The 24,836-nt window shown below is 66.3% G+C and carries 23 protein-coding genes and 3 tRNA genes; 13 read left to right on the top strand and 13 right to left on the bottom strand.

What is annotated here, in order from left to right:
• Positions 1-230 precede the first annotated feature (230 nt).
• Positions 231-314: transfer RNA gene (locus E3T28_RS03160), tRNA-Leu, on the bottom strand.
• Between the two features lie 239 nt (positions 315-553).
• Between E3T28_RS03160 and E3T28_RS03165 the strand changes: the two genes are divergently transcribed.
• From E3T28_RS03165 to pknB, 7 genes are all read left to right on the top strand, one after another.
• Positions 554-1,306, top strand: coding sequence for an FhaA domain-containing protein (locus E3T28_RS03165; protein WP_134427888.1), 753 nt, complete (start codon positions 554-556; stop codon positions 1,304-1,306).
• Positions 1,303-1,887, top strand: a complete 585-nt coding sequence (locus E3T28_RS03170) for an FHA domain-containing protein FhaB/FipA (protein WP_134427890.1) — start codon at positions 1,303-1,305, stop codon at positions 1,885-1,887. Before E3T28_RS03165 ends, E3T28_RS03170 begins: the two co-directional genes overlap by 4 nt.
• A 3-nt stretch (positions 1,888-1,890) precedes the next feature.
• Entirely contained in the window at positions 1,891-3,120 is a 1,230-nt protein-coding gene (locus tag E3T28_RS03175; protein ID WP_134427892.1) for a PP2C family serine/threonine-protein phosphatase, read from the top strand.
• On the top strand, positions 3,104-4,501 hold the full coding sequence (locus E3T28_RS03180; RefSeq protein ID WP_134427894.1) for an FtsW/RodA/SpoVE family cell cycle protein: 1,398 nt from the start codon (positions 3,104-3,106) through the stop codon (positions 4,499-4,501). Before E3T28_RS03175 ends, E3T28_RS03180 begins: the two co-directional genes overlap by 17 nt.
• Positions 4,501-5,952 carry a peptidoglycan D,D-transpeptidase FtsI family protein gene (locus E3T28_RS03185; RefSeq protein ID WP_134427896.1) on the top strand — a complete coding sequence of 484 codons (1,452 nt, stop codon included), beginning with the start codon at positions 4,501-4,503 and terminating at the stop codon, positions 5,950-5,952. Before E3T28_RS03180 ends, E3T28_RS03185 begins: the two co-directional genes overlap by 1 nt.
• Positions 5,949-7,655 (top strand): serine/threonine-protein kinase, encoded by a 1,707-nt coding sequence (locus E3T28_RS03190; protein ID WP_134427898.1) that lies wholly within the window; start codon positions 5,949-5,951, stop codon positions 7,653-7,655. The genes E3T28_RS03185 and E3T28_RS03190 overlap by 4 nt, the downstream gene beginning before the upstream one ends.
• A gap of 63 nt (positions 7,656-7,718) precedes the next feature.
• Positions 7,719-9,425 (top strand): Stk1 family PASTA domain-containing Ser/Thr kinase, encoded by a 1,707-nt coding sequence (gene pknB, locus E3T28_RS03195; RefSeq protein WP_134427900.1) that lies wholly within the window; start codon positions 7,719-7,721, stop codon positions 9,423-9,425.
• 35 nt (positions 9,426-9,460) lie between these two features.
• On the opposite strand, the gene E3T28_RS03200 is transcribed toward pknB, so the two are convergent.
• From E3T28_RS03200 to E3T28_RS03205, 3 genes are read right to left on the bottom strand one after another with little or no spacing between them, the layout of a single operon-like run.
• Complete coding sequence (locus tag E3T28_RS03200; RefSeq protein ID WP_134427902.1) at positions 9,461-10,099, bottom strand: anthranilate synthase component II; 639 nt, start codon at positions 10,097-10,099, stop codon at positions 9,461-9,463.
• Positions 10,096-10,257 carry a hypothetical protein gene (locus tag E3T28_RS16735; RefSeq protein ID WP_166786910.1) on the bottom strand — a complete coding sequence of 54 codons (162 nt, stop codon included), beginning with the start codon at positions 10,255-10,257 and terminating at the stop codon, positions 10,096-10,098. Before E3T28_RS16735 ends, E3T28_RS03200 begins: the two co-directional genes overlap by 4 nt.
• A gap of 9 nt (positions 10,258-10,266) precedes the next feature.
• Entirely contained in the window at positions 10,267-11,094 is an 828-nt protein-coding gene (locus tag E3T28_RS03205; protein ID WP_134427904.1) for a class E sortase, read from the bottom strand.
• 83 nt (positions 11,095-11,177) lie between these two features.
• Here E3T28_RS03205 and E3T28_RS03210 point away from each other — a divergent pair, with 83 nt between their 5' ends.
• The 5 genes from E3T28_RS03210 (at position 11,178) to E3T28_RS03230 (ending at position 15,395) form a co-directional block, all read left to right on the top strand.
• Positions 11,178-11,423 carry a cell division protein CrgA gene (locus E3T28_RS03210; RefSeq protein WP_104100630.1) on the top strand — a complete coding sequence of 82 codons (246 nt, stop codon included), beginning with the start codon at positions 11,178-11,180 and terminating at the stop codon, positions 11,421-11,423.
• A gap of 238 nt (positions 11,424-11,661) precedes the next feature.
• The gene (locus E3T28_RS03215; protein WP_134427906.1) at positions 11,662-12,156 is read left to right on the top strand and encodes a Dps family protein; all 495 of its coding nucleotides are present in this window, start codon (positions 11,662-11,664) and stop codon (positions 12,154-12,156) included.
• A 76-nt stretch (positions 12,157-12,232) separates the two neighbouring features.
• The gene (locus E3T28_RS03220; protein WP_174843992.1) at positions 12,233-13,309 is read left to right on the top strand and encodes an acyl-CoA dehydrogenase middle domain-containing protein; all 1,077 of its coding nucleotides are present in this window, start codon (positions 12,233-12,235) and stop codon (positions 13,307-13,309) included.
• On the top strand, positions 13,303-14,679 hold the full coding sequence (locus tag E3T28_RS03225) for a PIG-L family deacetylase (RefSeq protein WP_134427908.1): 1,377 nt from the start codon (positions 13,303-13,305) through the stop codon (positions 14,677-14,679). Before E3T28_RS03220 ends, E3T28_RS03225 begins: the two co-directional genes overlap by 7 nt.
• The gene (locus tag E3T28_RS03230; RefSeq protein WP_134427909.1) at positions 14,676-15,395 is read left to right on the top strand and encodes a glycosyltransferase family 2 protein; all 720 of its coding nucleotides are present in this window, start codon (positions 14,676-14,678) and stop codon (positions 15,393-15,395) included. The genes E3T28_RS03225 and E3T28_RS03230 overlap by 4 nt, the downstream gene beginning before the upstream one ends.
• On the opposite strand, the gene E3T28_RS03235 is transcribed toward E3T28_RS03230, so the two are convergent.
• Entirely contained in the window at positions 15,392-16,222 is an 831-nt protein-coding gene (locus E3T28_RS03235) for a rhomboid family intramembrane serine protease (RefSeq protein ID WP_134427911.1), read from the bottom strand. The two genes, E3T28_RS03230 and E3T28_RS03235, sit on opposite strands and share 4 nt — an antisense overlap.
• A gap of 12 nt (positions 16,223-16,234) precedes the next feature.
• Positions 16,235-16,774: a peptidylprolyl isomerase gene (locus E3T28_RS03240; protein ID WP_134427913.1), complete on the bottom strand. Its 540-nt coding sequence runs from the start codon at positions 16,772-16,774 to the stop codon at positions 16,235-16,237.
• A gap of 125 nt (positions 16,775-16,899) precedes the next feature.
• Here E3T28_RS03240 and E3T28_RS03245 point away from each other — a divergent pair, with 125 nt between their 5' ends.
• Complete coding sequence (locus E3T28_RS03245; RefSeq protein ID WP_134427915.1) at positions 16,900-17,439, top strand: hypothetical protein; 540 nt, start codon at positions 16,900-16,902, stop codon at positions 17,437-17,439.
• Between the two features lie 318 nt (positions 17,440-17,757).
• Here E3T28_RS03245 and E3T28_RS03250 read toward each other — a convergent pair.
• The 7 genes from E3T28_RS03250 to recF all read right to left on the bottom strand — a co-directional run bounded on the left by E3T28_RS03250 (position 17,758) and on the right by recF (position 24,836).
• Positions 17,758-17,830 (bottom strand) — tRNA-Ala (locus E3T28_RS03250).
• A gap of 46 nt (positions 17,831-17,876) precedes the next feature.
• Positions 17,877-17,950 (bottom strand) — tRNA-Ile (locus E3T28_RS03255).
• A gap of 84 nt (positions 17,951-18,034) precedes the next feature.
• Complete coding sequence (locus E3T28_RS03260) at positions 18,035-18,442, bottom strand: DUF3566 domain-containing protein (RefSeq protein WP_134427917.1); 408 nt, start codon at positions 18,440-18,442, stop codon at positions 18,035-18,037.
• A complete protein-coding gene (gene gyrA / locus E3T28_RS03265; RefSeq protein WP_134428041.1) occupies positions 18,435-20,993 on the bottom strand; it encodes a DNA gyrase subunit A in 2,559 nt (852 codons plus the stop codon). Before gyrA ends, E3T28_RS03260 begins: the two co-directional genes overlap by 8 nt.
• A gap of 76 nt (positions 20,994-21,069) precedes the next feature.
• The gene (gene gyrB, locus E3T28_RS03270; protein WP_134427919.1) at positions 21,070-23,046 is read right to left on the bottom strand and encodes a DNA topoisomerase (ATP-hydrolyzing) subunit B; all 1,977 of its coding nucleotides are present in this window, start codon (positions 23,044-23,046) and stop codon (positions 21,070-21,072) included.
• A gap of 121 nt (positions 23,047-23,167) precedes the next feature.
• Positions 23,168-23,656, bottom strand: a complete 489-nt coding sequence (locus tag E3T28_RS03275; RefSeq protein ID WP_134427921.1) for a DciA family protein — start codon at positions 23,654-23,656, stop codon at positions 23,168-23,170.
• Positions 23,649-24,836 carry a DNA replication/repair protein RecF gene (recF, locus tag E3T28_RS03280; RefSeq protein WP_134427923.1) on the bottom strand — a complete coding sequence of 396 codons (1,188 nt, stop codon included), beginning with the start codon at positions 24,834-24,836 and terminating at the stop codon, positions 23,649-23,651. The genes E3T28_RS03275 and recF overlap by 8 nt, the downstream gene beginning before the upstream one ends.

Genomic DNA, 24,836 nt, shown 5'->3' on the forward strand with positions numbered 1-24,836 from the left:
AACAGACGCTGATCGCACTGCCCAGCAAGCGAGCGAAGCTGTAGGCAGGGAGTGCGGCCCGTGGTTCCAGGCCTCTGGTCCCTGGTTTCGACAGGCTCAACCACCGGGGCTCAGGGCTAGACGGGCTCGACCACCGGGGCGAAAACCACCGGAACGACAAAAGGCCCCCGATCGCTCGGGGGCCTTCCTGTCCGACTGGGTTGTTGGCAATCAACCCATGTTGTTCACTGTGCGCGAGGGGGGACTTGAACCCCCACGTCCTTTCGAACACTGGCACCTGAAGCCAGCGCGTCTGCCAATTCCGCCACTCGCGCGAACTTAGGAAGATTAGCACTTTCCGAGGGCCCTCCGCCATTCGAGGCAGGCAGGCCCCGCAAACACGGGTCTGCACGGCGTGGCGAACACCCTGAACCCACGCTGGATATGCGCCCGACGTGGCGACACAGACTCGCTCCCGTAGGATGACAACCCTCGCCGGGTATTGCCCGGCGGGTGAGTTAACACTTGAGACAAGTAACATGCTCATAGCCGAAAGGATCGGATCGGGAGACCTGTGGGCATTCTGGATAGTTTTGAAAAGGGTCTCGAACGCGCCGTCAACGGTGCCTTCGCCAAAACCTTCAAGTCGGGATTGCAGCCGGTGGAAATCACCTCGGCGCTGCGTCGCGAACTCGACACAAAAGCAGCGGTCGTGTCCCGCGATCGAATTCTCGCGCCCAATCGGTTCACGGTGCGGATGAGCCACGCCGACTTCCAGCGCATGTCAGCCCTTGGTCCAACCCTCCTTGATGAACTCACCGAACTCGTGCAGCAGCACGGTCGCGAGCAGCGCTACCAGTTCGCCGGCGGCGTCTCGATCACCCTCTCCGCGGATCGAGGCCTCAGTGAGGGAATGGTCCAGATCGACTCCAGCACCATCAAGGGCAGTGTCGCCTGGATCCCCGTGATCGAGGTCAACGGCAAGCGTTACCCCCTCACGCAGTCGCACACTGTCATCGGCCGCGGCAGTGACGCCGACATCACCATCGACGACTCCGGCACCTCCCGCCGCCACGTCGAAATCCTCTGGGACGGCTCCCGCGCCCAGGTGCGCGACCTCGGCTCGACCAACGGTTCCCAGCTGAACGGCTCGCCGGTCACCCAAGCCATCCTCGAACCCGATTCCGTCGTCACCATCGGCCGCACTCGCATCGTCTTCCGGGTCATCGCGCAGGCCTCCTCGTCGTCCGAGCCCGTCACCGAGCGTCGTCGCGACGGCGGTCGTGAACGCCACGACATGGACGGCTTCTGGGGGCCCACCGCATGAGCGTCAGCGAACTCACCCTGCTGGTGCTGCGCCTCGGCTTCCTGCTGTTGCTGTGGCTCTTCATCTTCGGCATCGTCTACGCCCTGCGCAGCGACCTGTTCGGCCAGCGCGCGCGCAAGATGCAGGCTGATGTTGCGGCTCCGGCCGGCGCGCCCGCCGCGTTCCCGAGCGGCGCACCTGTTCCATCCGCCACCCAGCCGCCTGCCGCCTCGGCCTCCGCACCGACGGAGCAGTTCACGGCCCGGCCGAGCCCGGTGTCCACCGCCGTGGACGACAAGGCCACCAGCCAGAACGCGACCCGCCTCGTGATCACCTCCGGCCCGAAGGCCGGCACCGAGTTCCCGCTCACGGGCGACTCGATCACGATCGGCCGGTCCGGCGACTCGAGCCTCGTCATCCGTGACGATTACACGTCCACCCACCACGCGCGTCTGATGCTCTGGCATGACAAGTGGATGATCCAGGATCTCGATTCGACCAACGGCACCTTCCTGGACGGCAACCGCCTGGTCGTGCCGACCCCGGTCCCCCTGAACACCACCGTCAAGATCGGCGCAACCAGCTTCGAGCTCCGGCGGTAGCTCATGGCGACAGTCAGTCACAGCGCGGCCACGTCCCACGTTGGAAAGATTCGGTCCAACAACCAGGACTCCGGCTACTCCGGACACCATCTTTTCCTGGTAGCCGACGGCATGGGCGGCCACGCCGGAGGCGACGTCGCCTCGGCGATCGCCACCAAGCGCATCATCGAGGCTGACCGAGACTTCCAGTCCCCGCAAGACGCCGAGTTCGCTCTGCAGGCGGCGCTGATCGCGGCGAATTCACAGCTCGCCGAGACCGTGTTCGAGCACGCCGAACTCACCGGCATGGGCACCACCGTCAGTGCGCTGATCGTGCTGGAAGACGAGGTGGCGATTGCCCACATCGGCGACTCCCGCATCTACCTGCTCCGCGAGGGTGAACTCTCGCAGATCACCATCGACCACACCTTCGTCCAACGGCTCGTCGACAGCGGCCGCATCACGGAGGCGGAAGCCATGGTGCATCCGCGCCGCTCCGTGCTCATGCGCGTGCTGGGCGACGTCGAATCGTCGCCGGAGATCGACACCTCCATCCTCGCGACCTTCCCCGGTGACCGCTGGCTGATCTGTTCCGACGGGCTCAGCGGCGTGGTTTCGAATTCGGGAATCGCCGCGGCCCTCCTCAGCCCTCTCAACGCCCTGGGCGTCGCCGATCGCCTGGTCAAGGAAAGTCTCGACGGCGGGGCCCCCGACAACGTCACCATCGTCGTCGTCGACATCGGCTCGCCCGCCGAACGCACCGACCTGCCGACCGTGGTCGGGTCGGCATCCGCTCCCCTGGCCTTCGGCGAAGAGCCCACCCGCGGCCGGGCACTGCGCATGTCCAGCCTGCGCCTGCACCCCGTGCGGGAGACGCACTTCGAACCTGACTCCCAGGACTACCTCTCGGAGCTGATCGAGGAAGACAACCGCCGTGCCCGCCGCCGCAAGCTCACCTGGCTGGTCGGCATCATTCTGCTGGTCCTGACCATTGTCGGCGCCGGCTTCCTGGGCTATCGGTGGACCCAGTCCCGCTACTTCGTGGGGGTCGAGGGCAGCACGGTCGCCATCTACCAGGGTGTCCAACAGGACCTCGGACCCGTCTCCCTGTCCTCCGTCTTCGAGGACACCGACCTGGAGCTGTCCGAGCTGCGGGTCTACGACCGGCAGCAGGTCGAACAAACCATCAGCGCAACCTCCCTCGCGGACGCGTTGCTCATCGTCGAACGGCTCCAAGATGCCAGCATCCAGTAACCGGTCCACGACGACGGATGCGCCGCCTCGCACAGGTCGCGTGCGCCGCCTGCACCTGCCGCAGAAGCTGCGCAACCTCGAGTTGTTCCTGCTGCTCATCGCCTGCGGCATCAACGCCGCCAGCGTGGTGCTCGTTCAGCTCGGCGCGCTCGGACGCATCGACACGACTCTGGTGTTCCTCGGCGCGGGCCTGTCGGCCCTGGTGCTGGCCATGCACGTGGTGCTGCGCGTCGTGGCCCGGGAGGCCGACCCGTTCATCTTGCCGATCGCCACCCTGCTCAACGGCCTCGGCATCGCCATGATCTACCGCATCGACCTGGCCAACGGAGAGTCCGGCTGGGCCAGCGCCTCCGTGCGTCAGACCGTGTGGAGCGCCCTGGCCATCGGCTGCGCGATCGCGGTCATCTTGATCATCCGCAACCATCGGGTGCTGTTCCGCTACACCTACATCGCGGGTTTCGTCGGTGTGGCCCTACTCCTGCTCCCGCTCGTGCCCGGCCTCGGCCGCGAGGTCAGCGGGGCGCGCGTGTGGATCGGCGTCGGCTCCTTCGCCACCTTCCAGCCGGGCGAGATCGCGAAGATCGCCCTGGCCGTCTTCTTCGCCGGCTACCTCGTGCGCAACCGCGACAGCCTCTCCATGGTGGGCAAGAAATTCCTCGGCATGCGATTCCCCCGCCTGCGCGACCTCGGCCCGATCCTCGTGGTCTGGGCGCTGTCCATGTCGGTGATCATCTTCCAACGCGACCTCGGCACCGCCCTGCTCTACTTCGGCCTGTTCCTGGTCATGCTCTACCTGGCCACCGGCCGCCTCAGCTGGGTGCTGCTGGGCATGTCCCTCTTCCTCGGCGGCGCCCTCATCGCCAGCCAGACCCTGGACTACGTCAACGGCCGGTTCCGGAACTGGCTCGACGCGCTCAACCCGGATGTCTACGGGGCCGACGGCGGCAGCTACCAGCTGGTGCAGGGTCTCTTCGGCCTCGCCAAGGGCGGCCTCCTCGGCACGGGCCTGGGCCAAGGGCGTCCCGAGATCACCCCGGTTCCGCAGAGCGACTACATCATCGCCAGCCTCGGCGAGGAACTCGGCCTGGCCGGAGTCTTCGCGATCCTCGCGCTCTACCTGCTCCTCGTCGCGCGCGGCTTCCGCATCGGCTTCGCCGGCAATGACGACTTCGGCAAGCTGCTCGGCGTGGGCCTCTCCTTCGTCATCGCCCTGCAGTGCTTCATCGTGATCGGCGGCGTCACCCGGGTGATTCCCCTCACCGGTCTGACCACACCCTTCCTCGCCGCCGGCGGGTCCTCCCTCGTCGCGAACTGGATCATCGTGGCCCTGCTCCTGCGCCTATCCGACACGGTGCGCAACCAACCCAGGCTGGTGGTCTGATGAATCGTGAACTCAAACGGGTGAGCATCGTGGTGCTGCTCATGTTCGTGGCACTGCTCGCCTCGACCACGATCGTGCAGGTCTTCCAGGCGGACAGCCTGTCCGCGGATGCCCGTAACACCCGCACGCTCTACGACAGCTACTCCGTTGAACGCGGACCGATCCTCGTCGCGGGCCAGCCGATCGCCCAGTCGATGCCCGCCGGCGATGAATACAAGTTCCAGCGCACCTACAGCAACGGACCGCTCTACGCCCCGGTCACCGGATTCATTCCGCTCAACGGTGCGCCCACCGGGCTGGAGCACGCCCTCAATGGCGTTTTGAGCGGAACCTCCGACGCCCAGTTCTTCGACAAGATGAACGCCCTGATCACCGGCCAGAACCCCACGGGAGCCTCCGTGGAGGTCACCATCGACCCGGTCGCGCAGCAGGCCGCCTGGGATGCCCTCGGCGACCTCACCGGCTCCGTCGTCGTCTCCGAGCCGGCGACCGGTCGCATCCTCGCCATGGTCTCCAAGCCCAGCTACGACCCGAACCTGCTCACCGTGCACGACAACCAGCAGGTCACCGACAACTACCAGGCGCTGTTGAACGACGAGAACGACCCGCTGATCAGCCGGGCCACCAAGACCCTCAACCCTCCCGGCTCGGTGTTCAAGCTGGTCGTGATGACGGCCGCCCTGGAATCAGGCAAATTCACCCCGGATAGCACCTTCCCCAACCCGGCCACCTACCAACTGCCCGGATCGTCGGCGATCGTGATCAACTCCGGCGGCGGCACCTGCGGCGGCGGCGACACGGTGACCCTCGCCACCGCACTGCGTCTCTCCTGCAATATCCCGATGGCCGAACTGGGTCTGCAGCTGGGGAACGAGGCCATCCGCGACACGGCCGAGAAGTTCGGCTTCAACACCGACTACTCCGTCCCCCTGGACGTGTCCCAGAGCGTGTACCCCACGGTTCTCGACGACGCCCAGACGGCATTGTCGGCCTTCGGCCAGACGGATGTCCGCGCGACGGCCCTCCAAATGGCGATGGTTTCCTCCGCCATCGCCAACGGCGGCCAGCTGATGACGCCCAACCTCGTCGACAAGGTGACCGCGCCGGATCTGAGTCCGATTCAGGTCTTCGAGCCGGAGGCGATGGAACGCGTGATGAGTGCGGAAACGGCGGCGACACTGACCCAAATGATGGTCAATGGAGTCCAGGACGGCGCCGCCAGCAATGCAACAATAGATGGGGTCAAGGTGGCAGGTAAAACAGGCACGGCGGAGAACGCCGAGGACGAGCCTTACACTTTGTGGTTCACCGGATTCGCTCCTGCGGAGGATCCGAAATATGCGATCACCGTTCTCGTTGAAGATGGCGGGGGACTTGGCCAGACGGGGTACGGCAATCTGCTTGCCGCACCTATTGCAAAGGATGTACTAGAGGCGGTGCTGAACAAATGAGACCCACATCAGGGCTCACCTTCGGGGGACGATACGAGCTGCAGTCCCGGATCGCCATTGGCGGTATGGGCGAGGTTTGGAAGTCCGTCGACCTCGTAATCGGCCGCACGGTCGCCATCAAGATCCTGAAGGACGAGTACCTCGGTGACCCTGGGTTCCTCGAGCGTTTCCGCGCCGAGGCCCGTCACGCCGCGCTCGTCAACCACGAAGGCATCGCCAACGTGTTCGACTACGGCGAAGAAGACGGCAGTGCCTTCCTCGTGATGGAACTCGTACCCGGTGAGGCGCTCTCCACCATCCTCGAGCGCGAGCATGTCCTCCCCGCCGACACGGTGCTGGACATCGTCTCCCAGACGGCCGCCGCGCTGCACGCGGCGCACGCCGCGGGACTCGTGCACCGCGACATCAAGCCGGGAAACCTGTTGATCACGCCCGAAGGCCGGGTCAAGATCACCGACTTCGGCATCGCCCGCATCGCCGACCAGGTTCCGCTCACCGCGACCGGCCAGGTCATGGGCACCGTGCAGTACCTCTCCCCCGAGCAGGCCAGCGGCCGCTCCGCGTCGCCGACCACCGACATCTACTCCCTCGGCATCGTCGCCTACGAAAGCCTCGCCGGCCGCCGCCCGTTCACGGGCGAGTCCCAGGTCGCGATCGCCATGGCGCAGATCAACGAGACCGCCCCCGACCTGCCCGAAACGGTGTCGGAGCCGGTGCGCAACCTGGTGATCTCCTGCCTCGCCAAGAACCCCGCGGACCGCCCGGCCTCCGCCGCGCACCTGTCCCGTGCCGCCGCAGCCCTCCGCCGCGGCGACATCGCGGCGGCTGCGGCATCCGTGCCTGCCATCATGAACGGCGTCACGCCCACTTCCGCGACCATGCTGATGCCCGGCGCCGGCGGAATGCAGGCCACGACCGTGCTCCCCACCGGAGCACCAGTGACACGGACCGCCACGACGGAGACGGACACCGAGGAGAAGAAGCGCAGCCCGTGGACCTGGCCACTGATCGGCCTGATCGCCCTGCTCGCGCTCGTGCTCACCGGCACCCTGATCGCCCTGTTCACACAGGACAACACGACGCCGGCCCCGACTACGACCCCGACCACATCGGCGCCGGCGGCACCGAGCCAGACCACGACGCCCACCCCGGCCGTGACCCCCACGCCGACGCCGACCCCCACCAGCAACACCGTCGAGGTCAGCCTGGCTGATTTCCAGGGACTGACCAGCGCGGAGGCCCGCGACAAACTGGCCACCATGGAATTCGTGGCAGATGTCCAGACCGGGAACGCGGCCACCACCCCGGACCAGATCGCCGACACCGTCTACGACGTGAACCCCACCGGCCCGGTGACGAAGGGCTCCACGATCACGGTCACGGTGTACGGCGCCGCCGCCACCCCCGACGACCCGACAGCCGCTCCCACCGTCGCGCCGGCGTCAGTCGCCTCCGGCGCCGAGGTGACGGCCACCTGGGCAGCGCAGACCTGCCCCAGCGGCCAGACCCTCTCCGGCTACGAGGTCGTGGCCGACGGCGCCGCCGAATCCCCCGGCCCGGTCGGCCCGGACGCCACCTCGGCCAAGATCACCGCGGGTCCCGCTGCCGGAACCTTCACGGTCAAGTTCCGCTACTTCTGCGGCCAGGTGGAGTCCGCCTACTCGGAGTCCAGCAACATCGTCACCGTGACGCCGGCGGCGTAACGGAGGCCCGGACGGTTTCCGCTAAAATACGAAGAACTGTGTGCGCGAGCTGGGAGTACTGCTTTGACTGATGAAGGCCGTCTGCTCGCTGGTCGTTACCGGGTGGGCGCTCTCCTCGGGCGTGGCGGCATGTCCGATGTGCACATCGGCACGGATTCACGGCTCGGCCGCACGGTCGCGATCAAGCTGCTCAAGTCATCGCTCGCAGCCGACCCGGCCTTCCGCACCCGCTTCCGCCAGGAGGCGCAGGCGGCCGCCCGCATGGCTCACCCCACCATCGTGCGCGTCTTCGACGCGGGCGAGGAGTCCGTCTCCGAGGGCGGCCACGAGTCCCAGATTCCGTTCATCGTGATGGAATACGTCGACGGGCGTCTGCTCAAAGACATCATCAGCGAGGGCCCGGTGCAGGCCGACGAGGCCGTGCGCATCATCGACGGCGTTCTGACCGCCCTCGAATACTCACACCGGGCGGGCGTCGTGCACCGCGACATCAAGCCGGGCAACATTATGATCACCAAGACCGGCCAGGTCAAGGTGATGGACTTCGGCATCGCCCGGGCCATCTCCGACTCCTCGACGACCGTGGCGCAGACCACGGCCATCCTCGGCACGGCCTCCTACTTCTCCCCCGAGCAGGCCAAGGGCGAATCAGTGGATGCCCGCACCGACCTGTACTCCACGGGCGTTGTCCTGTTCGAGATGCTCGCCGGGCGCCCGCCGTTCCGCGGCGACTCGGCCGTTGCCGTCGCCTATCAGCACGTCAGCGAGTCCCCGGTCAAACCGAGCTCGATCAACTCCAAGGTGTCCCCCGCCCTCGATGCCGTCGTGCTGCACTCCCTGGCGAAAGACCGCTTCGATCGATACCAGAGCGCCGTCGAGTTCCGTGGCGACGTCGACTTGGCCGGGTCAGGGCAGATTCCGAACTATCAGGCGGTCGATGATTCCAGCGCCGGGCTGTTCGCGGCTCCCCAGCCGGCGGTATCCGGGTCCGAGCTTGCACTCAAGCAGCTCACCGAGGACGAGACAATGGTTCGCACGCAGCGTCGCCCACCCGTGATCTGGATCTGGGCCGGCATCCTCAGCGTCGTCGTCATCGTGCTCTCCGTCATGATCTGGGCCTTCAGCCTCACCCCGAGCAGTGATCTGCCCGACAATTCCCGCCGGGTGCCGTCGGTCACCGGATTCAGCTATGAGAACGCACAGAATTCACTCCTGGACCAGGACCTCGCCGCGATCCGCGCCGAGGAGGCCAGCGCCACTGTACCCAAGGACCAGGTGATCCGCACAGATCCGCCGGCGGGCACAATCGCCCAGCCGACCGACCTGATCGAGGTCTACGTCTCCACCGGCGCGCAGCCGGTCGACGTTCCGGATGTCACGAACCTGCCTCTCGCCGACGCCCAGACCGCGGTCTCGGACCTCGGCCTCACCCCGGGGTCCGTCACGCGGGAGAACTCCCCCACCATCGCCGCCGGTCTGGTGCTCCGTACCGACCCGGCCGCCGCGACGACGGAGAAGACCGGCGTCACAGTGAACTTCATCGTCTCCAGCGGACTCGTCCCCCTCCCCGACCTTGAGGGTCAGCTCCTGAACGCGGCAATCGACATGCTCGCCGCTGCCGACGTGCAGCTGTTCCCCGTGCCCACGCCCGATGACACCTGTCCCCAGCAGGACGGCCAGCCGGTGACCCAGCAGTCCCTGGCTCCGGGCGACGTGCCCCAGAAGTCCGAGGTCACGCTGGTCTACTGCACCGGCCCGGCTGCCGACTGAGACCCCGCCCTACGGCTCAGGGCCAAGCCCACAGCTCAGCTCAGCTTGAGCATGGGAGTGAGGCTCTTGGCCGTCTCCGGTGCGCCAGGCAGCCCGGCCAGCACCAACCAGTTCGCCACCATCAGGTAGCCGCCCTCGGTCAGCACCGACTCGGGGTGGAATTGCACACCCAGAATGGGTGCGCTCACGTGCCGAAGCCCCATGATCACTCCGCCCCGTGTGCGCGAGGTGACGATCAGGTCGCTCGGCACGGTACCGTCCACGACCGCAAGCGAGTGGTACCGCGTGGCCGTGAACGGCTGCGGCACGCCGGCGTAGAAGTCGCTGCCATCGTGAGTGATCACGCTGGTCTTGCCGTGCATGAGTTCCTCGGCGTTGGTGACCGTGCCGCCGAAGGCTTCCGCGATCGCCTGGTGCCCCAGGCAGACGCCGAACAGAGGCAGCCCGGATTCGAGGGCGGCCCGCACGATCGGAATGGAGACGCCTGCATCGGACGGTTTGCCGGGGCCGGGCGAGATGAGCACGCCGTCGAATTCCGCGATGCGGTCCGCGGCTTCCTCCGGCTCGAAGGCGTCGTTACGCAGCACGACCGTTTCGGCGCCGAGTTCCATCAGGTAGCCGTTGAGCGTGTAGACGAAACTGTCGTAGTTATCGATGACGAGGATACGGGTCATGGGCTTCCCACCGTGACTTCCTGATTGTTGACAATGGCATCCACCCATGGGAACACCCAGGTGGCAAGCGTGAACAGCACGACGGCGATCAACAGGAACACCAGCACGACCCGGAGCCAGATCGGTCCGGGTAGAATCCGCCAGAGAGCAGCGTACATCCGAGCCTCCTAGCCCTGAGCCTGAGCGTTGATGACGGCCGCGACTTCGGCCGGTGGGCCGGCGGATGTCGGCTGCCACGCCTCGAGCACACCGTACGCGATGATGCGCTCGGCCGTGGACAGCAGGGGGTTGCAGCTGGTGAGGGTGATGAACCTGTCCACAGGCGCGGCGTCCGGATCGTGCGGCACCGGCGCGAGTACGGCGACCTCGGTCGGTGCGACGTACTCGAGGTCGCGGAACCGGTAGGTGTAGTAGCCGTCGGCGGTCTGAACGTAGATCGCGTCGCCCAGCCGCAGTTCATTGATCAGGTGCATGCCGCCGCCGTTGGCACTGCGGTGCGCAGCCACGGCGAAGTTGCCGACCTCACCGGGCATCTGGGTGCCGGGGTAGTGGCCGACTCCGAGCCGGGAGCTGCTGAGCACGTCGTTGCCGATACCCTCGGCGATGGACCGGTGATAGTCCGTCCCGAATCGCGGCACGTAGAGCACGGCGAAGGATTTGGCGTTGGAGGGTGCCTCACCGACGACCGGCTCGCCGAAGTCGACCGGGGCCGATTTCGACGGCTCGGTGGCCGCCGGGGCCGCCGGGGCCTGATCGCGGCTGGAGCGGTCCTCGTCGATCCAGGTCTGGCTGATCTCTGCCGCCGCCTCGGACTGCTGACCGGCCATGACCATGTCATTCCACCAGAGTTGCCAGACCAGAAAGGCGAGCACGAGGACTCCGGCGGTGATGAGCAACTCACCGAAGACCCCCACGACACTGACCCGCGGACGCCGCCGGCGGCGGAGAGCGCGGCGGGTCGCCCCTGCGGGAGGCTGATCTGCTCGCTCGGACATGGTGTCGATTCTAATCGGGGAGGTGCGTCGCCTCTGCCGGGCGCCTGCCGATAGATCCAGCCAATGACGCTAGAATCGCAGGCATGTCACGCTCGAATCCCCGCAGCAAGCCCGCCCGCACCGAGGTCGCCCGCTCCGGCGAGGCCGGGCCGAACGCCGTGTGGTTCAAACCGGTGATGTTCGGTTTCATGCTGATCGGGCTGGCCTGGATCATCGTCTTCTACGTGAGCCAGGGAACGCTGCCCGTCGCCGGCTTCGGTTCGTGGAACATCCTGGTCGGCTTCGGGATCGCCTTCGTGGGCTTCCTGATGACCACCCGCTGGCGCTGATCCGGCCCCGGTCCAGGCCCGTCCCACTCCCCCACGCCGGGATAATGACAACGGTGTAATTATCCCCATGTGGACAAACCTGTGGATAACTTCTCGGCCGGCAACCGTGGCAACTCGTTGAATCCAGGCTCGGCAACCCGCTAGACGCACCTGATAGGGTGCTGTCTGAAACCAAGCGGGGGCACCGGCCGAGACGCGGCCGAGATGTGTTTCCGCCGTGTGAGAAGAGGCGTAACGCATGAAGGCATCAGCAGAACTGGGCTCCAACCTCCAGTCCGTCCTCGTCGATCTGATCGAGCTGCACGTGCAGGGCAAGCAGGCGCACTGGAGCGTCGTGGGCAAGAACTTCCGCGACCTGCACCTGCAGCTCGACGAGATCATCGATGACGCCCGGCTGTTCTCCGACGTGTTGGCGGAGCGGATGCGCGCCCTTGATTCCCTTCCGGACGGCCGAAGCGAGACCGTGACCGCAACCACCCACCTCCCCAAGTTCCCGGACGGAGAGGTCGACACCACGGAGACCGTCGACCTGGTCACCGTCCGCCTCAACGCGACCGTGGACAACATCCGTGCCGTGCACGACGCGGTCGACGAGGAGGACCCGACGAGCGCCGACCTCCTGCACGGCTTCATCGAGAAGCTGGAGCAGTACGCGTGGATGGTCAGCGCCGAGAACCGTACCCCGCGCAAGCCCACGGCCAAGGCCCCGACCAAGCCCGTCGGCAAGGCTTGAGCCGGAAGCTTCGACCCCTCTTCCACCATCCGCTGAGCGAGCCCTGGCCTTGTCGCCACCAAACCAGGAGGTTGATGTGACGCGAACCGAGGGTTCGGAGCCGGTCTGGCTGACTGTGCCCGGCAACCGCCCGGCGGAGGTCGGTCTGGATGACGTCGCAACGGCCGCCTACGCCGTGAACGGAGACGCCGGGCGAGCTCTGGAACTTTCCCGCGCGCTCGGCGGCTCCGTTCCCCGGCCGGGATCAGGGCAGACGCTCCGGCTGTTCGAAACCCTGGCGTCCCTGGCCGCCGCGGACCTCACGGCGGCACGGGTGGCCGAGGCGCACCTGGACGCCCTCGCCATCCTCGACCAGGCCGGACTGGATCCGGCCGGGCTCGTCCCGGTCGACGGCGCCGAATCGAGCTGGGGTGTCTTCGCCGCCGAAGCCGCGAAGGTCCGTCTCAACGCGAAACCGGCCGGCGGCGGAGAATGGCGGCTCGACGGCACGAAACCCTGGTGCTCGCTCGCCGGCTCACTCAGCCACGCCCTGGTCACGGCGCACACCTCGGCCACCACTCGACGGCTGTTCGTGGTCGACCTGACCGACCCCGGGATCACCGCGCGTACGGACGAGTGGGTGGGCCGAGGTCTCCCGGCCGTACCGAGCGGACCGGTCGATTTTCTGGACGCGGTGGCCCGGCCGGTCGGCGACGACGGCTGGTACCTCCACCGACCGGGCTTCGCCTGGGGCGGGATCGGTGTCGCGGCCTGCTGGTGGGGTGGCGCCATCGGCCTGGCCAGGGGGGTCTGGGCGTCCGTGCTCGACCGCGAGCCCGATCAGATCGCGCTCGCTCACCTGGGTGCCCTTGACCTCGCGCTGACCTCGGCCGGGACCTCCCTGGCTGCCGCCGCCGCGGCGATCGACGCCGGTGACGCCGTCGGCGAGGAAGGCGCACTCCTCGCGGCGCGGGTGCGCGGCCAGGTCGCGCGCACGGTCGACGAGGTGATCAGGCGCACGGGCCACGCGCTCGGCCCCGCCCCGCTCGCCTTCGACGCCCGGCACGCCGCGCGTGTCTCCGATCTGCAGCTCTACGTTCGTCAACACCACGCCGAACGGGACGACGCGGCACTCGGCCGCCGACTGCGCGAGACGGGTGTGTCCCCGTGGTGAGTTTCGCCCACACGGATGACGGCACGGCCGAGAACGTGTGGGCGGTGGCGCATCGCTCGCCGGAGCTGCCCGCGCAGCCACTGCGCATCGGCGACATGCGCCGGCTCATCGTGGTCGCCGCTCACCCCGACGACGAGACGCTCGGAGCCGGCGGGCTGATCGCCCGGGCGGGGCGGGCCGGCGTTCCGGTGACGGTGGTGGTGCTCACCAACGGCGAAGCCTCCCATCCCGCGTCCAGTACCCACGACCCCGAGCGGCTCGCGGCACTGCGCCGGATCGAGGTGTCCGCTGCCGTCGCCGCACTGGCGCCCGAGGCACTGGTGCGCCTGGTCGATCTCCCCGACGGGGCCCTCACCGAACGCCTGGCGGAGGCGTCCCGGGCGATTTCCGCCGAGATCGGGCCCGGCGGGCCGGGAACCTGGTTGGTTGCCCCCTGGAGCCGCGACGGCCATCCGGACCATGCGGCCGCGGCCGCGGCAGCCCGCCAGGCTTCCCTCATCGGAGGTGTCAGCCGCTTCGAATACCCGATCTGGGCCTGGCACTGGTCCACGCCCGCGGACCCGATCTGGTCGGACGGCGCGCTGCGCACCCTGGACCTGACACCCGAAGACTGGCTGCGCAAAGCCCAGGCGATGGCCCTGCACCGCAGCCAGGTGCAGCCGCTCTCCGGCCTGCCCGGCGACGAAGCGATCATCCAGGCGAGCTTCGGTGCGCACTTCGAACGCGGGCACGAGACCTTCATCGAGATCGAGACGGAGACGACATCGAGCCTGGCCGGGGACTTCTTCGAGGAGTTCTACGCCGGCAACCGTGATCCCTGGGGATTCGAGACCCGGTGGTACGAGGAGCGCAAGCGATCCCAGACCCTGGCGGCGCTGCCTCGCCAACGCTTCGGGGCGGCGCTGGAACTGGGCTGCTCGATCGGGGTGCTGACGGCTGGTCTGGCCGACCGGTGCGACACTGTCGTCGCCGTTGACATCGCCGAGCAACCGCTCCTGGTGGCCCGCGCCCGGCTGGCCGATCACCCCGGCGTCACCTTCGCCCGACTCACCCTGCCCGCCGAATGGCCGGACGGCTCCTTCGACCTGATCGTGATCTCCGAGGTCGGCTACTACTTCTCTGCGGCGGAATTGCGCACGGTGCTCGCGCGATGCCGCGACAGCCTGGCCGCGGGCGGTGTGATTGTGGCCTGCCATTGGCGGCATCCCGTATCGGAGTATCCATTGACCGGCGACCAGGTGCACGCGGAGATCGGCGGGCTGGCCGGGTTCGAGTGCACGGTGGAGCATCGGGAAAGGGATTTCCTGCTCGAGGTGTTCGAGGCCGCGCCGGCTCAGTCGGTCGCTCAGCGTGAAGGCCTCGTGCCGTGACCGGGCCAGGCGGGGTCGACCGGGTCATCGTCGTGGTCCCGGCCCGCAATGAGGAGGAGCTTCTCCCGAGATGTCTGTCGGCGCTGGCCGTGGCCGTCGGGGAAGTCGGCGGCGTGGCCGTCCAGGTGCCGCCCGTCATCGACGTCGTGATCGTACTCGACCGGTGCAGTGACGGCACGGCCGACGTCGCCTCGGGCTGGCCGATGTTCGCGAGCATCAGCACGAACGGCGGGGCCGTCGGTGTTGCCCGCCGCGCCGGGGTGCGGCACCTGCTGCCATCGTCGGACCAGTTCACCTCGGCGACCTGGATCGCTTCCACGGATGCCGATTCCGCCGTGCCCCCCAACTGGCTATCCGCGCAACTCGCTTTCGCCCGCAACTCCGTCGATCTCGTGCTGGGAACCGTGGTCCCCGACGACGGGTTGTCCGACGGAGTCAGGCAACGGTGGGACGCCCAGCACCGACTGGTCGAGGGGCACACCCATATTCACGGTGCGAACCTCGGAGTGCGCGCGAACCGGTATCTGCAGGCCGGAGGATTCGCCCGCGTCGACGAGCACGAGGATGTGCGCCTGGTTTCGGCCCTACGCGATCTCAGGGTGAGCGAGATCCGCACCGAGCTGATCCCCGTGCTCACCTCCGGTCGTCTTGCCGGGCGTACTCCGGCGGGCTTTGCCGGCTATCTGCGCGAGCAGGAGGCCGAGGCGCTTCCCTAGGTCAGGAACATCGCCCCGCTGAGGACCACCAGCAACGCCCCGAAGGCAGTGATCAGGGTGGTTTGCAGTCGCTGTTGCTTGATACGGCGGGTCTGCACGAAGATCAGGCCGATCACCGCCCCGGCGACCAGACCGCCCACGTGCGCCTGCCAGGCCACGTTCAGCCCCGGCAGGAAGCCGATCACCAGGTTGATGCCCACCAGGATCAGAAGCTGGGTCGCATTGCCGCCCAGGCGCCTCTGGATGACCAGGAACGCGCCCATCAGACCGAAGATTGCGCCGGAGGCACCGACCACGGGGATCCGAGGGTCGGACAGGAACAGGACGCCCAGGGAGCCGGCGAGACCGCTCAGCAGATAGAGGGCGAGGAAACGGCCACGGCCGAGTATCCCCTCCAGGATCTGCCCGAAGATCCAGAGCGTGTACATGTTCAGCAGCACGTGGAAGATGGAGCCGTGCACGAGCACGCTCGTCAGCATGCGCCAGGGCTCGAAGCTCCCGGGATAGGAGTAGACGCCCGCGTACCAAAGCACGCTGGTGAAACCGTCCCCCAGAACGAACTGCAGCAGGTAGACCGCCAACGTGACGGCGACGATCGCCGTGGTCACCGGATGGGAGCTGTTCTTCAGCCGGGTCAGGACGGCCGGCTTGGTGCGCGGGGCATTCTTCCGCTGCTCGTTCATGCACTCGGGGCAGATCACGCCGACGGCACCCTGCGTCTGGCAGTCCGGGCAGATCGTGCGGCCGCAGCGCTGGCAGAGGATGAAGCTCTGCCTGCCCGGATGCCGGTAGCAGAAGTTAGCGGCAGTTCCGGGCAGGTCTGTCATCAGAAACGGAGCCTAGACCTGCTCGACGGTGACGCTCTCGATGACAACTTCGGTCAGCGGACGGTCGCGGCCGTCCGTGGGCACGGTCGCGAGCTTCGCGACGATCGCACGGGAGTCCTCGTCTTCGACGGCGCCGAAGATGGTGTGCTTGCCCTGCAACCACGTGGTCGGCACGACGGTGATGAAGAACTGCGAACCGTTGGTTCCGTGTCCGCCCTGGATGCCGGCATTCGCCATGGCCAGCACGTACGGCTGCGTGAAGTCGAGGTCGGGGTTGATTTCATCGTCGAACTGGTAGCCCGGTCCCCCGGTGCCCTGGCCGAGCGGGTCGCCGGCCTGGATCATGAAGTCCTTGATGATGCGGTGGAAGACCGTGCCGTCATAGAGGGGAGCGGTGGAGGTCTGACCGGTGGCCGGGTGCTTCCACTCGATCTCGCCGGTTGCGAGACCGACGAAGTTCTTGACGGTCTTCGGCGCGTGATTGCCGAAGAGGTTGACCTTGATCGGTCCCAGGGTGGTATTGAGCGTTGCGACAGCGGTGTGCTTAGACATGGTCACAATTCTTGCACAGCCGGATTGGTCGATTCCGATCGACACCGGCTCTACCCAGAGCCCTCCCAGACGATTGCGTGGCAAGATGGACAGTGTTCGCCACATGACATCGATGGAGGGTCCAGATGAGCCTGTCACGCAAGCGCCGCAAGGAACTTACACGGCTGCGTAAGAGCGCAGACGAATTATGGAACAACCAGCAGGAAGTGCTTGAGCGTGCGAACGCCATTGCACGGGAGGCCAGCCGTCAGGCCGGCATCCTCACCCGCGAAGAAGTAGCACCGCGCGTGCGTGAAAGCTACGAGCACCTCGTGCGCCCCGGGGTGCAGGCCACTCAGGAACTCGCCGAAGGTGTGCGCCACCAGGTCGTCGACCGGGTGCTGCCCGGGATCGGCAGCGGCATAGGCACGGCCATCGGCTCCGTGATGAGCGTCGGCGACATCGCCCGCGATGCCCGCGTGCGCGCGGCACTGAACCGGATCCGGTTCCAGAAGCCCGTCGTGATGGAGAAGAAGGGCCCCGGCGCCGGGACGTACATCGCGCTCGGTGTCGCCCTGGCAGCCGTCGCGGGCGTGGCATACGCGGTCTGGCAGACTTTCCGCGCCGACGACGAGTTATGGGTAGCTGAAGACGAGCCCGCCGTGGCGTCGTCGGTCGAAGACTAGACCTCAGCCAGAAAAGGGGAGGGCTCGCATCCAGTGGATGCGAGCCCTCCTCTTTTTCGTGCTGGGCCGAGGTTTGGGGACGCTGGAGGGGGCTGTGGCCGATGAGAGCCCCTGTGCCCGCTCAGGGGGCCCTGGGGGCCGGGGGCTAGAACTTGTGGCTGGGTTGCCAGGAACGGCTTGTGGAGGCGCTCCGCGCCTCCGAGCCACGGAGAGCCCCTCCGCTCGCTCCTTCGTCGCTCACTGCGCGTTCGATTCGCGGCGTTCTAATAAATGAAGAACGCCCGGCCCCAAAAAGCGGGGCCGGGCGTTCTTCACTTGTGGAGCCACGGGGAATCGAACCCCGGACCTCCTGCTTGCAAAGCAGGCGCTCTACCAATTGAGCTATGGCCCCGCATGATCAGCGGAGCGTGTACTGCAGTGTTGAAATTGTTCTTGCGTGGGGATACCGGGATTTGAACCTGGGACCTCTTCGTTATCAGCGAAGCGCTCTAACCAACTGAGCTATATCCCCCTAATGGGCAGGTTAGAGACTACCCGATGCGGCGGGATTCTCCCAATCGAGCCGTGAAGCGACCCGGTCGAGAGAATCCGACGACTAGTTGTTGGTGAAGCCGACGAGCAGACCCCCGGTGATCTTCACGCTCAGGTTGTAGAGGACCGCGTAAACGGCCCCCAGTGCGGTGATGACGACCGTGTTCAAGATGGCCACCACGAAGGCGAAGCCCATCACGTTGCCGATCGACAGGATGCTGGCCAGGTCGGAGGAGGCACCGGCGATATCGGTGTACAGGTCGTCGACCTTGCCGAAGATGCCCGTTCCGTTCAGGATCGTGAAGATCAGGAACGTGGCGACGATCGTGACGATGGCCAGACACAGCGCGATCAGGAAGGACAGTTTGACGGCCGACCAGAAATCCACGTAGACGAGCTTGAGCCGCACCTGCTTGGTCGCGGCCGGCTTGCGGCTGGATTTCTTGGCGAGCTTTTCAGCGACACTACTCATTTACAGGTTCTTCCTCTCCCAAGGCGCTTTCGGGTTCGGCCGCGAGAATCTCGGCCACCAGATTGCGCTCGGTGTTTTTCGCAATGGCGATGATTCTGTCTTCATCCGCAAACTTAGCGAAGACAACGCCCATTGTGTCTCGTCCCTTGGCCGGGACTTCGGAGACGTCAGAGCGTACCACCTTGCCGCTGGCAAGGACCACGAGCACTTCGTCTTCCTCATCGACGATCAGCGAACCCACTAGGTCGCCTCGGTCGTCGTTGAGCTTGGCCACCTTGATGCCCAGGCCGCCGCGGTTCTGCAGGCGATACTGGTCGGCGGCGGTGCGCTTGGCGTAGCCGCCCTCGGTCACGACGAACACATAACCATCGTCAGAGACCACGGATGCGTCCAGCAGGCTGTCCTCGCCGCGGAAATGCATGCCGATGACCCCGGAGGTGCTGCGTCCCATCGGGCGCAACGCCTCATCCGACGCCGTGAACCGGATCGACATCCCCTTTTTGGAGACCAGCAGCAGGTCGGAGTCGTTTTCGACCAGCAGGGCGGAAACGAGTTCGTCGCCCTCGCGCAGCTTGATCGCGATGATGCCGCCCGTGCGGTTCGTATCGTATTCGCTGAGCGCGGTCTTCTTTATCAGACCGTCGCGGGTCGCGAGCGTCAGGTACTGGGCCACGCCGTAGTCACGGATGTCCAGGATCTGGGCGATTTCCTCGCCCGGCTGCAGCGCGAGCAGGTTAGCGACGTGCTGGCCCTTCGCGTCGCGGCCGGATTCCTGCGCCTCATAGGCCTTGGCCCGGTAGACCCGTCCGGTGTTCGTGAAGAACAGCAGCCAGTGATGCGTGGTCGTGACGAAGAAGTGCTCGACCACGTCGTCCGCCCGCAACTGGGCGCCCTTGACGCCCTTGCCGCCGCGGTGCTGGTTACGGTAGTTGTCGCTGCGCGTGCGCTTGATGTAACCGCCGCGGGTGACCGTGACCACCATCTCCTCTTCGGGGATGAGGTCTTCGATCGACATGTCGCCATCGAAGCCGAACATGATCTCGGTACGTCGGTCGTCGCCGAACTTATCGGTGATCTCGGTGAGCTCATCGCTGATGATGGTGCGCTGACGCTCCGGGCTGGCCAGGATCGACTGGAACTCGACGATCAGCAGTTCCAGCTCGGCAGCCTGGTCGATGATCTTCTGACGTTCCAGGGCGGCCAGGCGGCGCAGCTGCATGGTCAGGATCGCGTCGGCCTGGAGCTTGTCCACCTCGAGCAGATCCATCAGACCGGTGCGGGCGTCGTCGACGGTGGGGGAGCGACGGATGAGGGCGATCACCTCGTCGAGGGCGTCGAGCGCCTTGAGGTAGCCGCGCAAGATGTGCGCATCCGCTTCGGCCTTCTTCAGGCGGAACTGGGTGCGCCGGACGACGACCTCGACCTGGTGGGCCACCCACGCGGAGATGAAGCCGTCGAGGGACAGGGTGCGCGGCACCCCGTCGACGATGGCCAGCATGTTCGCGCCGAAGTTCTCCTGCAGCTGGGTGTGCTTGTAGAGGTTGTTCAGAACAACCTTCGCCACCGCGTCGCGCTTGAGAACGATGACGAGGCGCTGGCCCGTGCGGCCGCTGGTCTCGTCACGGATGTCGGCGATGCCGCCGACCTTGGCGTCCTTGACCAGATCGGCGATCTTGATCGCGAGATTGTCGGGGTTGACCTGGTAGGGGAGCTCGGTGATCACCAGGCAGGTGCGGCCCTGGAGTTCCTCGATACTCACCACGGCACGCATGGTGATCGAGCCGCGGCCGGTGCGATAGGCATCCTGAATGCCCTTGATGCCGAGAATCTGAGCGCCGGTGGGGAAGTCGGGGCCCTTGATGCGCTGGATCAGGGCTTCGAGCAGCTCGTCACGTGTGGCGTCGGGGTTCTGCAGGTACCAGAGAGCTCCGGCGGCCACCTCCCGCAGGTTGTGCGGCGGGATGTTGGTGGCCATACCCACGGCGATTCCGACCGAGCCGTTGACCAGCAGGTTCGGAAAACGGGAGGGCAGCACGGTGGGCTCGAGCGTGCGGCCGTCGTAGTTGTCCTGGAAGTCGACGGTGTCCTCGTCGATGTCGCGCACCATCTCGAGCGCGAGCGGGGCCATCTTCGTCTCGGTGTACCGCGGGGCCGCGGCGCCGTCGTTGCCGGGGGAGCCGAAGTTGCCCTGGCCGAGGGCCAGCGGGTACCGCAGGCTCCAGGGCTGAACCAGGCGCACGAGCGCGTCGTAGATCGAGGAATCGCCGTGCGGGTGGAATTGTCCCATCACGTCGCCGACCACTCGGGCGCACTTGGAGAAGGCCTTGTCGGGTCGGTAGCCGCCGTCGAACATGGCGTAGATGACGCGGCGGTGCACGGGCTTCATGCCGTCACGCACATCGGGCAGAGCGCGACCGACGATGACGCTCATGGCGTAGTCGAGGTAGGAGCGCTGCATTTCCAGCTGCAGGTCGACCTGGTCGATCTTGCCGTGCTGCACGAGATGAGCGGCCTTGGCCGCGGTGTCCGCGGCCTGGGATGCGGCGTCCATCTCGGTCCCGTCTGCGCCGCCCCTGGAGCCGCCCGGGTTGGAGCCGCCGGTGTTGGTGTCGCCGGTGTTGGTGTCGTCAGATGTCAAGGAAACGCACGTCCTTCGCGTTCTTCTGGATGAAGTTGCGGCGGGACTCGACGTCCTCGCCCATCAGGGTGGAGAAGATTTCATCGGCGGCGGCAGCGTCGTCGAGGGTGACCTGCAGCAGGGTGCGGGATTCGGGAGCCATCGTGGTTTCCCACAGTTCCTTGTAGTCCATCTCGCCCAGACCCTTGTAGCGCTGGATCCCGTTGTCCTTGGGGATGCGCTTGCCGGCCGCGGCACCGTCTTCCAGCAGCGCGTCCCGCTCCCGGTCGGAATAGACATACTCGTGTGCGGAGTTCGCCCACTTGAGGCGGTACAGCGGCGGCTGAGCCAGGTACACGTACCCCAAATCGATCAAAGGACGCATATACCGGAACAGCAATGTGAGCAGCAGGGTCGTGATGTGCTGCCCGTCGACATCGGCGTCGGCCATCAAAACGATCTTGTGGTACCGCACCTTGTCGGGGTTGAACTCCTCACCCATGCCGGCGCCGAACGCCGTGATCATGGCCTGCACCTCGGCGTTGCCGAGCGCCCGGTCGAGCCGGGCTTTCTCCACGTTCAGGATCTTGCCGCGTAGCGGCAAGATGGCCTGGAACTCGGGGTTGCGGCCCTGCACCGCGGAACCGCCGGCCGAGTCGCCCTCCACAATGAAGATTTCAGAAAGGGACGGGTCCTTGCTCTGGCAGTCCTTGAGCTTGCCGGGCATGCCGCCACCCTCGAGAAGTCCCTTTCGCCGAGCCGTCTCGCGAGCCTTGCGGGCGGCCATCCGGGCGTTGGATGCCTGCAGCGCCTTGCGGATGATCTCCCGCGCCGGATTGGGGTTGCGGTTGAACCAATCAGAGAGCTGATCGTTGGCGACCTTCTGCACGAAAGATTTCGCCTCCGTGTTGCCCAGCTTGGTCTTCGTCTGGCCCTCGAACTGAGGTTCGGCGAGTTTGATCGAGACCACGGCGGTCAGACCCTCGCGCACGTCGTCACCGGTGAGGTTGTCGTCTTTATCTTTCAGGATGCCCTTCTCCCGGGCGTACTTGTTGACGAGCGTGGTGAGCGCGGCGCGGAAACCCTCTTCATGGGTCCCACCCTCGTGGGTGTTGATCGTGTTCGCGTAGGTGTGCACGCTCTCGGTGTACGCGGTGGTCCACTGCATGGCCACCTCGAGCGCCATCTTGCGTTCGTGGTCCTCCCACTCGAAGGAAATGATGTCGTCGTTGACCAGGTCGGCCTTCTTCGCCTTGTTGAGGTATTCGACATAGTCGACGAGGCCGTTCTCGTACAGGAAGTTCTTGGTGACCGGCTTCCCCTCGTCGTCGAGATTCTCCGGACGCTCGTCGGTGAGCGTAAGGCTGAGTCCCTTGTTCAGGAAGCCCATCTGCTGGAAACGGGCCCGCAGGGTCTCAAAGTCGAAGACCGTGGTCTCGAAGGTCTCGGAGCTCGGCCAGAACGTGATGGTGGTGCCGGTTTCATCCGAAACCTCGTCCATGGTCAGGGGAGCGTTGGGCACGCCGTCGTGGAAGCTCTGACGCCAGACGTGGCCCTGACGACGCACCTCGACCTCGAGGCGGCTCGACAAGGCGTTGACGACCGAGCTGCCCACGCCGTGCAGCCCGCCGGACACCGAGTAACCGCCACCGCCGAACTTGCCGCCGGCGTGCAACACGGTGAGCACGACCTCAACGGTCGAGCGGCCCTCCGCCTTGTGAATATCGACCGGGATTCCGCGGCCGTTGTCGGCGACGCGAACGGCGCCATCCGCCAGTATCCTGATGTCGATGGTGTCGCAATGACCGGCGAGGGCCTCGTCGACGGAGTTGTCCACGATTTCGTAGACGAGGTGGTGGAGGCCGCGCGGTCCGGTTGACCCGATGTACATTCCGGGTCGTTTACGAACGGCTTCAAGTCCCTCGAGAACCTGGATATCGTCTGCGCCGTATCCGTGCTCCGGCTCGATCTGTGGGTCAACTGACATCTGTAATGGGGCTCCTGACCGTCGCGCGGGCGACCCTTTAGCCTACCAAACGAGCCAAGCCGTGCGGGCCAAATCGGGCATCTGCGGCGTTTAATGCACCGGGTTGACCTGTTTTGGCCAGTTACCCGTAGGTATCGCGTGGACCGCGCCCTGGGATTGATCTGGGGCCCTTTTTCCAGGAGGGGGCGTTAGGTCCCTGAAAACGGATCGACTCGATCCCGGCGTCCGGAAACTTCACCGCGATGTGGGTCATGATCTCCACCCGCATCATGCGCAGCTGCGTCGCCCAGGCCGTCGACTCGCACTGCACCGTCAGAACACCGTCGTCGATTCCGGCCGGGGTGGAGTGTTTCGACGTCTCCTCGCCGGCCAGCAGGGTCCAGGAGGCCAGCAGTTCGGATTGAGCCAGCGGCGAGTTCCAGCCCAACTGTAATGTGAGCGAGTCGATCGTGTCGCTCAGCCCTCGCGGATCCCGCCCCGCACCGAACGGAACGCTCGAGCCGATGTCAACGCCGGTACGACGGCGGGAACGACTGCGCTTGGCGTTCGGATCACCGAATACGTCCTTGAAACGCAGGTAGACCCGGGAGGCCTCACTCGGCTCAGCCATCGACGACCGCCCCGGCGTGGATGCGGATGGTGCGCGCGGTGAGCTCCTCCGGCACGTCTTCGAGCACGGCCGCGGTGATCAGGACCTGTTCGAAGCCGGTGATGGCAGCCGCCAGGCGGCGCCGGCGACTCAGATCCAGTTCGGCAAAGACGTCGTCGAGGATCAGGACCGGGTCGCCCGTCGTCGAATCCCGGCGCAATAGCTCAGCCGAGGCCAGTTTCAGGGCAAGGGCGAACGACCAGGATTCGCCGTGGCTGGCGTAGCCCTTGGCCGGCAGGGAATTGAGCACAAACACCAGGTCGTCCCGGTGCGGCCCGACGAGGGTCATTCCTCGGTCGAGTTCCTTGCGGCGCAGACCGGCCAGCGCAGCTCGGAACGAGTCCGCGGTGGTTGAGCCTGTCAAAACCGAGCCCGTCGAAACCGGCCCTGGAGAAACCGTGCGTGTCGACGTCACGGCCTCAAGGGCCGCGTCCTCGTCGGCACCCAGGATGCTGAGCGACGGCACCAGCATCGGCCCATGGTCTTCTCCCGCGACCGCCCGGTACGCGGTGCCCAGTGGTTCACCGAGCAGGCGCACGAGGTCGGCCCGCTCATCGATGAGTTCGGAGCCGAGAGCCACGAGCCGGTCGTCCCAGATTTCCAAGGTTCCGAGCTGGGTGGTGCGCAGACCGGACGCCCGCGCCGACTTCAGGAGGGTGTTCCGCTGGCGTAGCACCCGGTCATAGTCGGCCAGGACTCCGGCAAGCCGAGGGGTCCGCAGCACGAGCAGCTGATCGAGGAAGCGACGACGCCCGGACGGGTCGCCTCGAATCAGGGCGAGGTCTTCCGGGGCGAACAGCACGCTGGAGAAGAAGCGGGTGAGTTCCCGGGTCTTGATCACCGATCGATTGACCTGGGCCCGGTTCAGGCCCGAACGGTTGATCTGCACCTCGGTCAGGATTTCGCGCCCATTGTACTCGAGTGTGGCTCGGATGATGCCGGCGTCCTGCCCAGCCCGGATCATGGCCGACGTGGTGGAGACCCGGTGCGAGCCGAGGGTGCTGAGAAATCCCAACGCCTCGACGAGATTGGTCTTGCCCTGGCCGTTGCGGCCCACGATCAGATTCGGTCCCGGCGCGAACGACACCTCGACCTGCGCATAGTTGCGGAAGTCGGTCAGCGAGAGGTGTTGGACCCGCAC

The sequence above is a fragment of the Cryobacterium sinapicolor genome (genome assembly GCF_004403465.1).
GTDB classification, from domain to species: Bacteria; Actinomycetota; Actinomycetes; order Actinomycetales; family Microbacteriaceae; genus Cryobacterium; species Cryobacterium sinapicolor.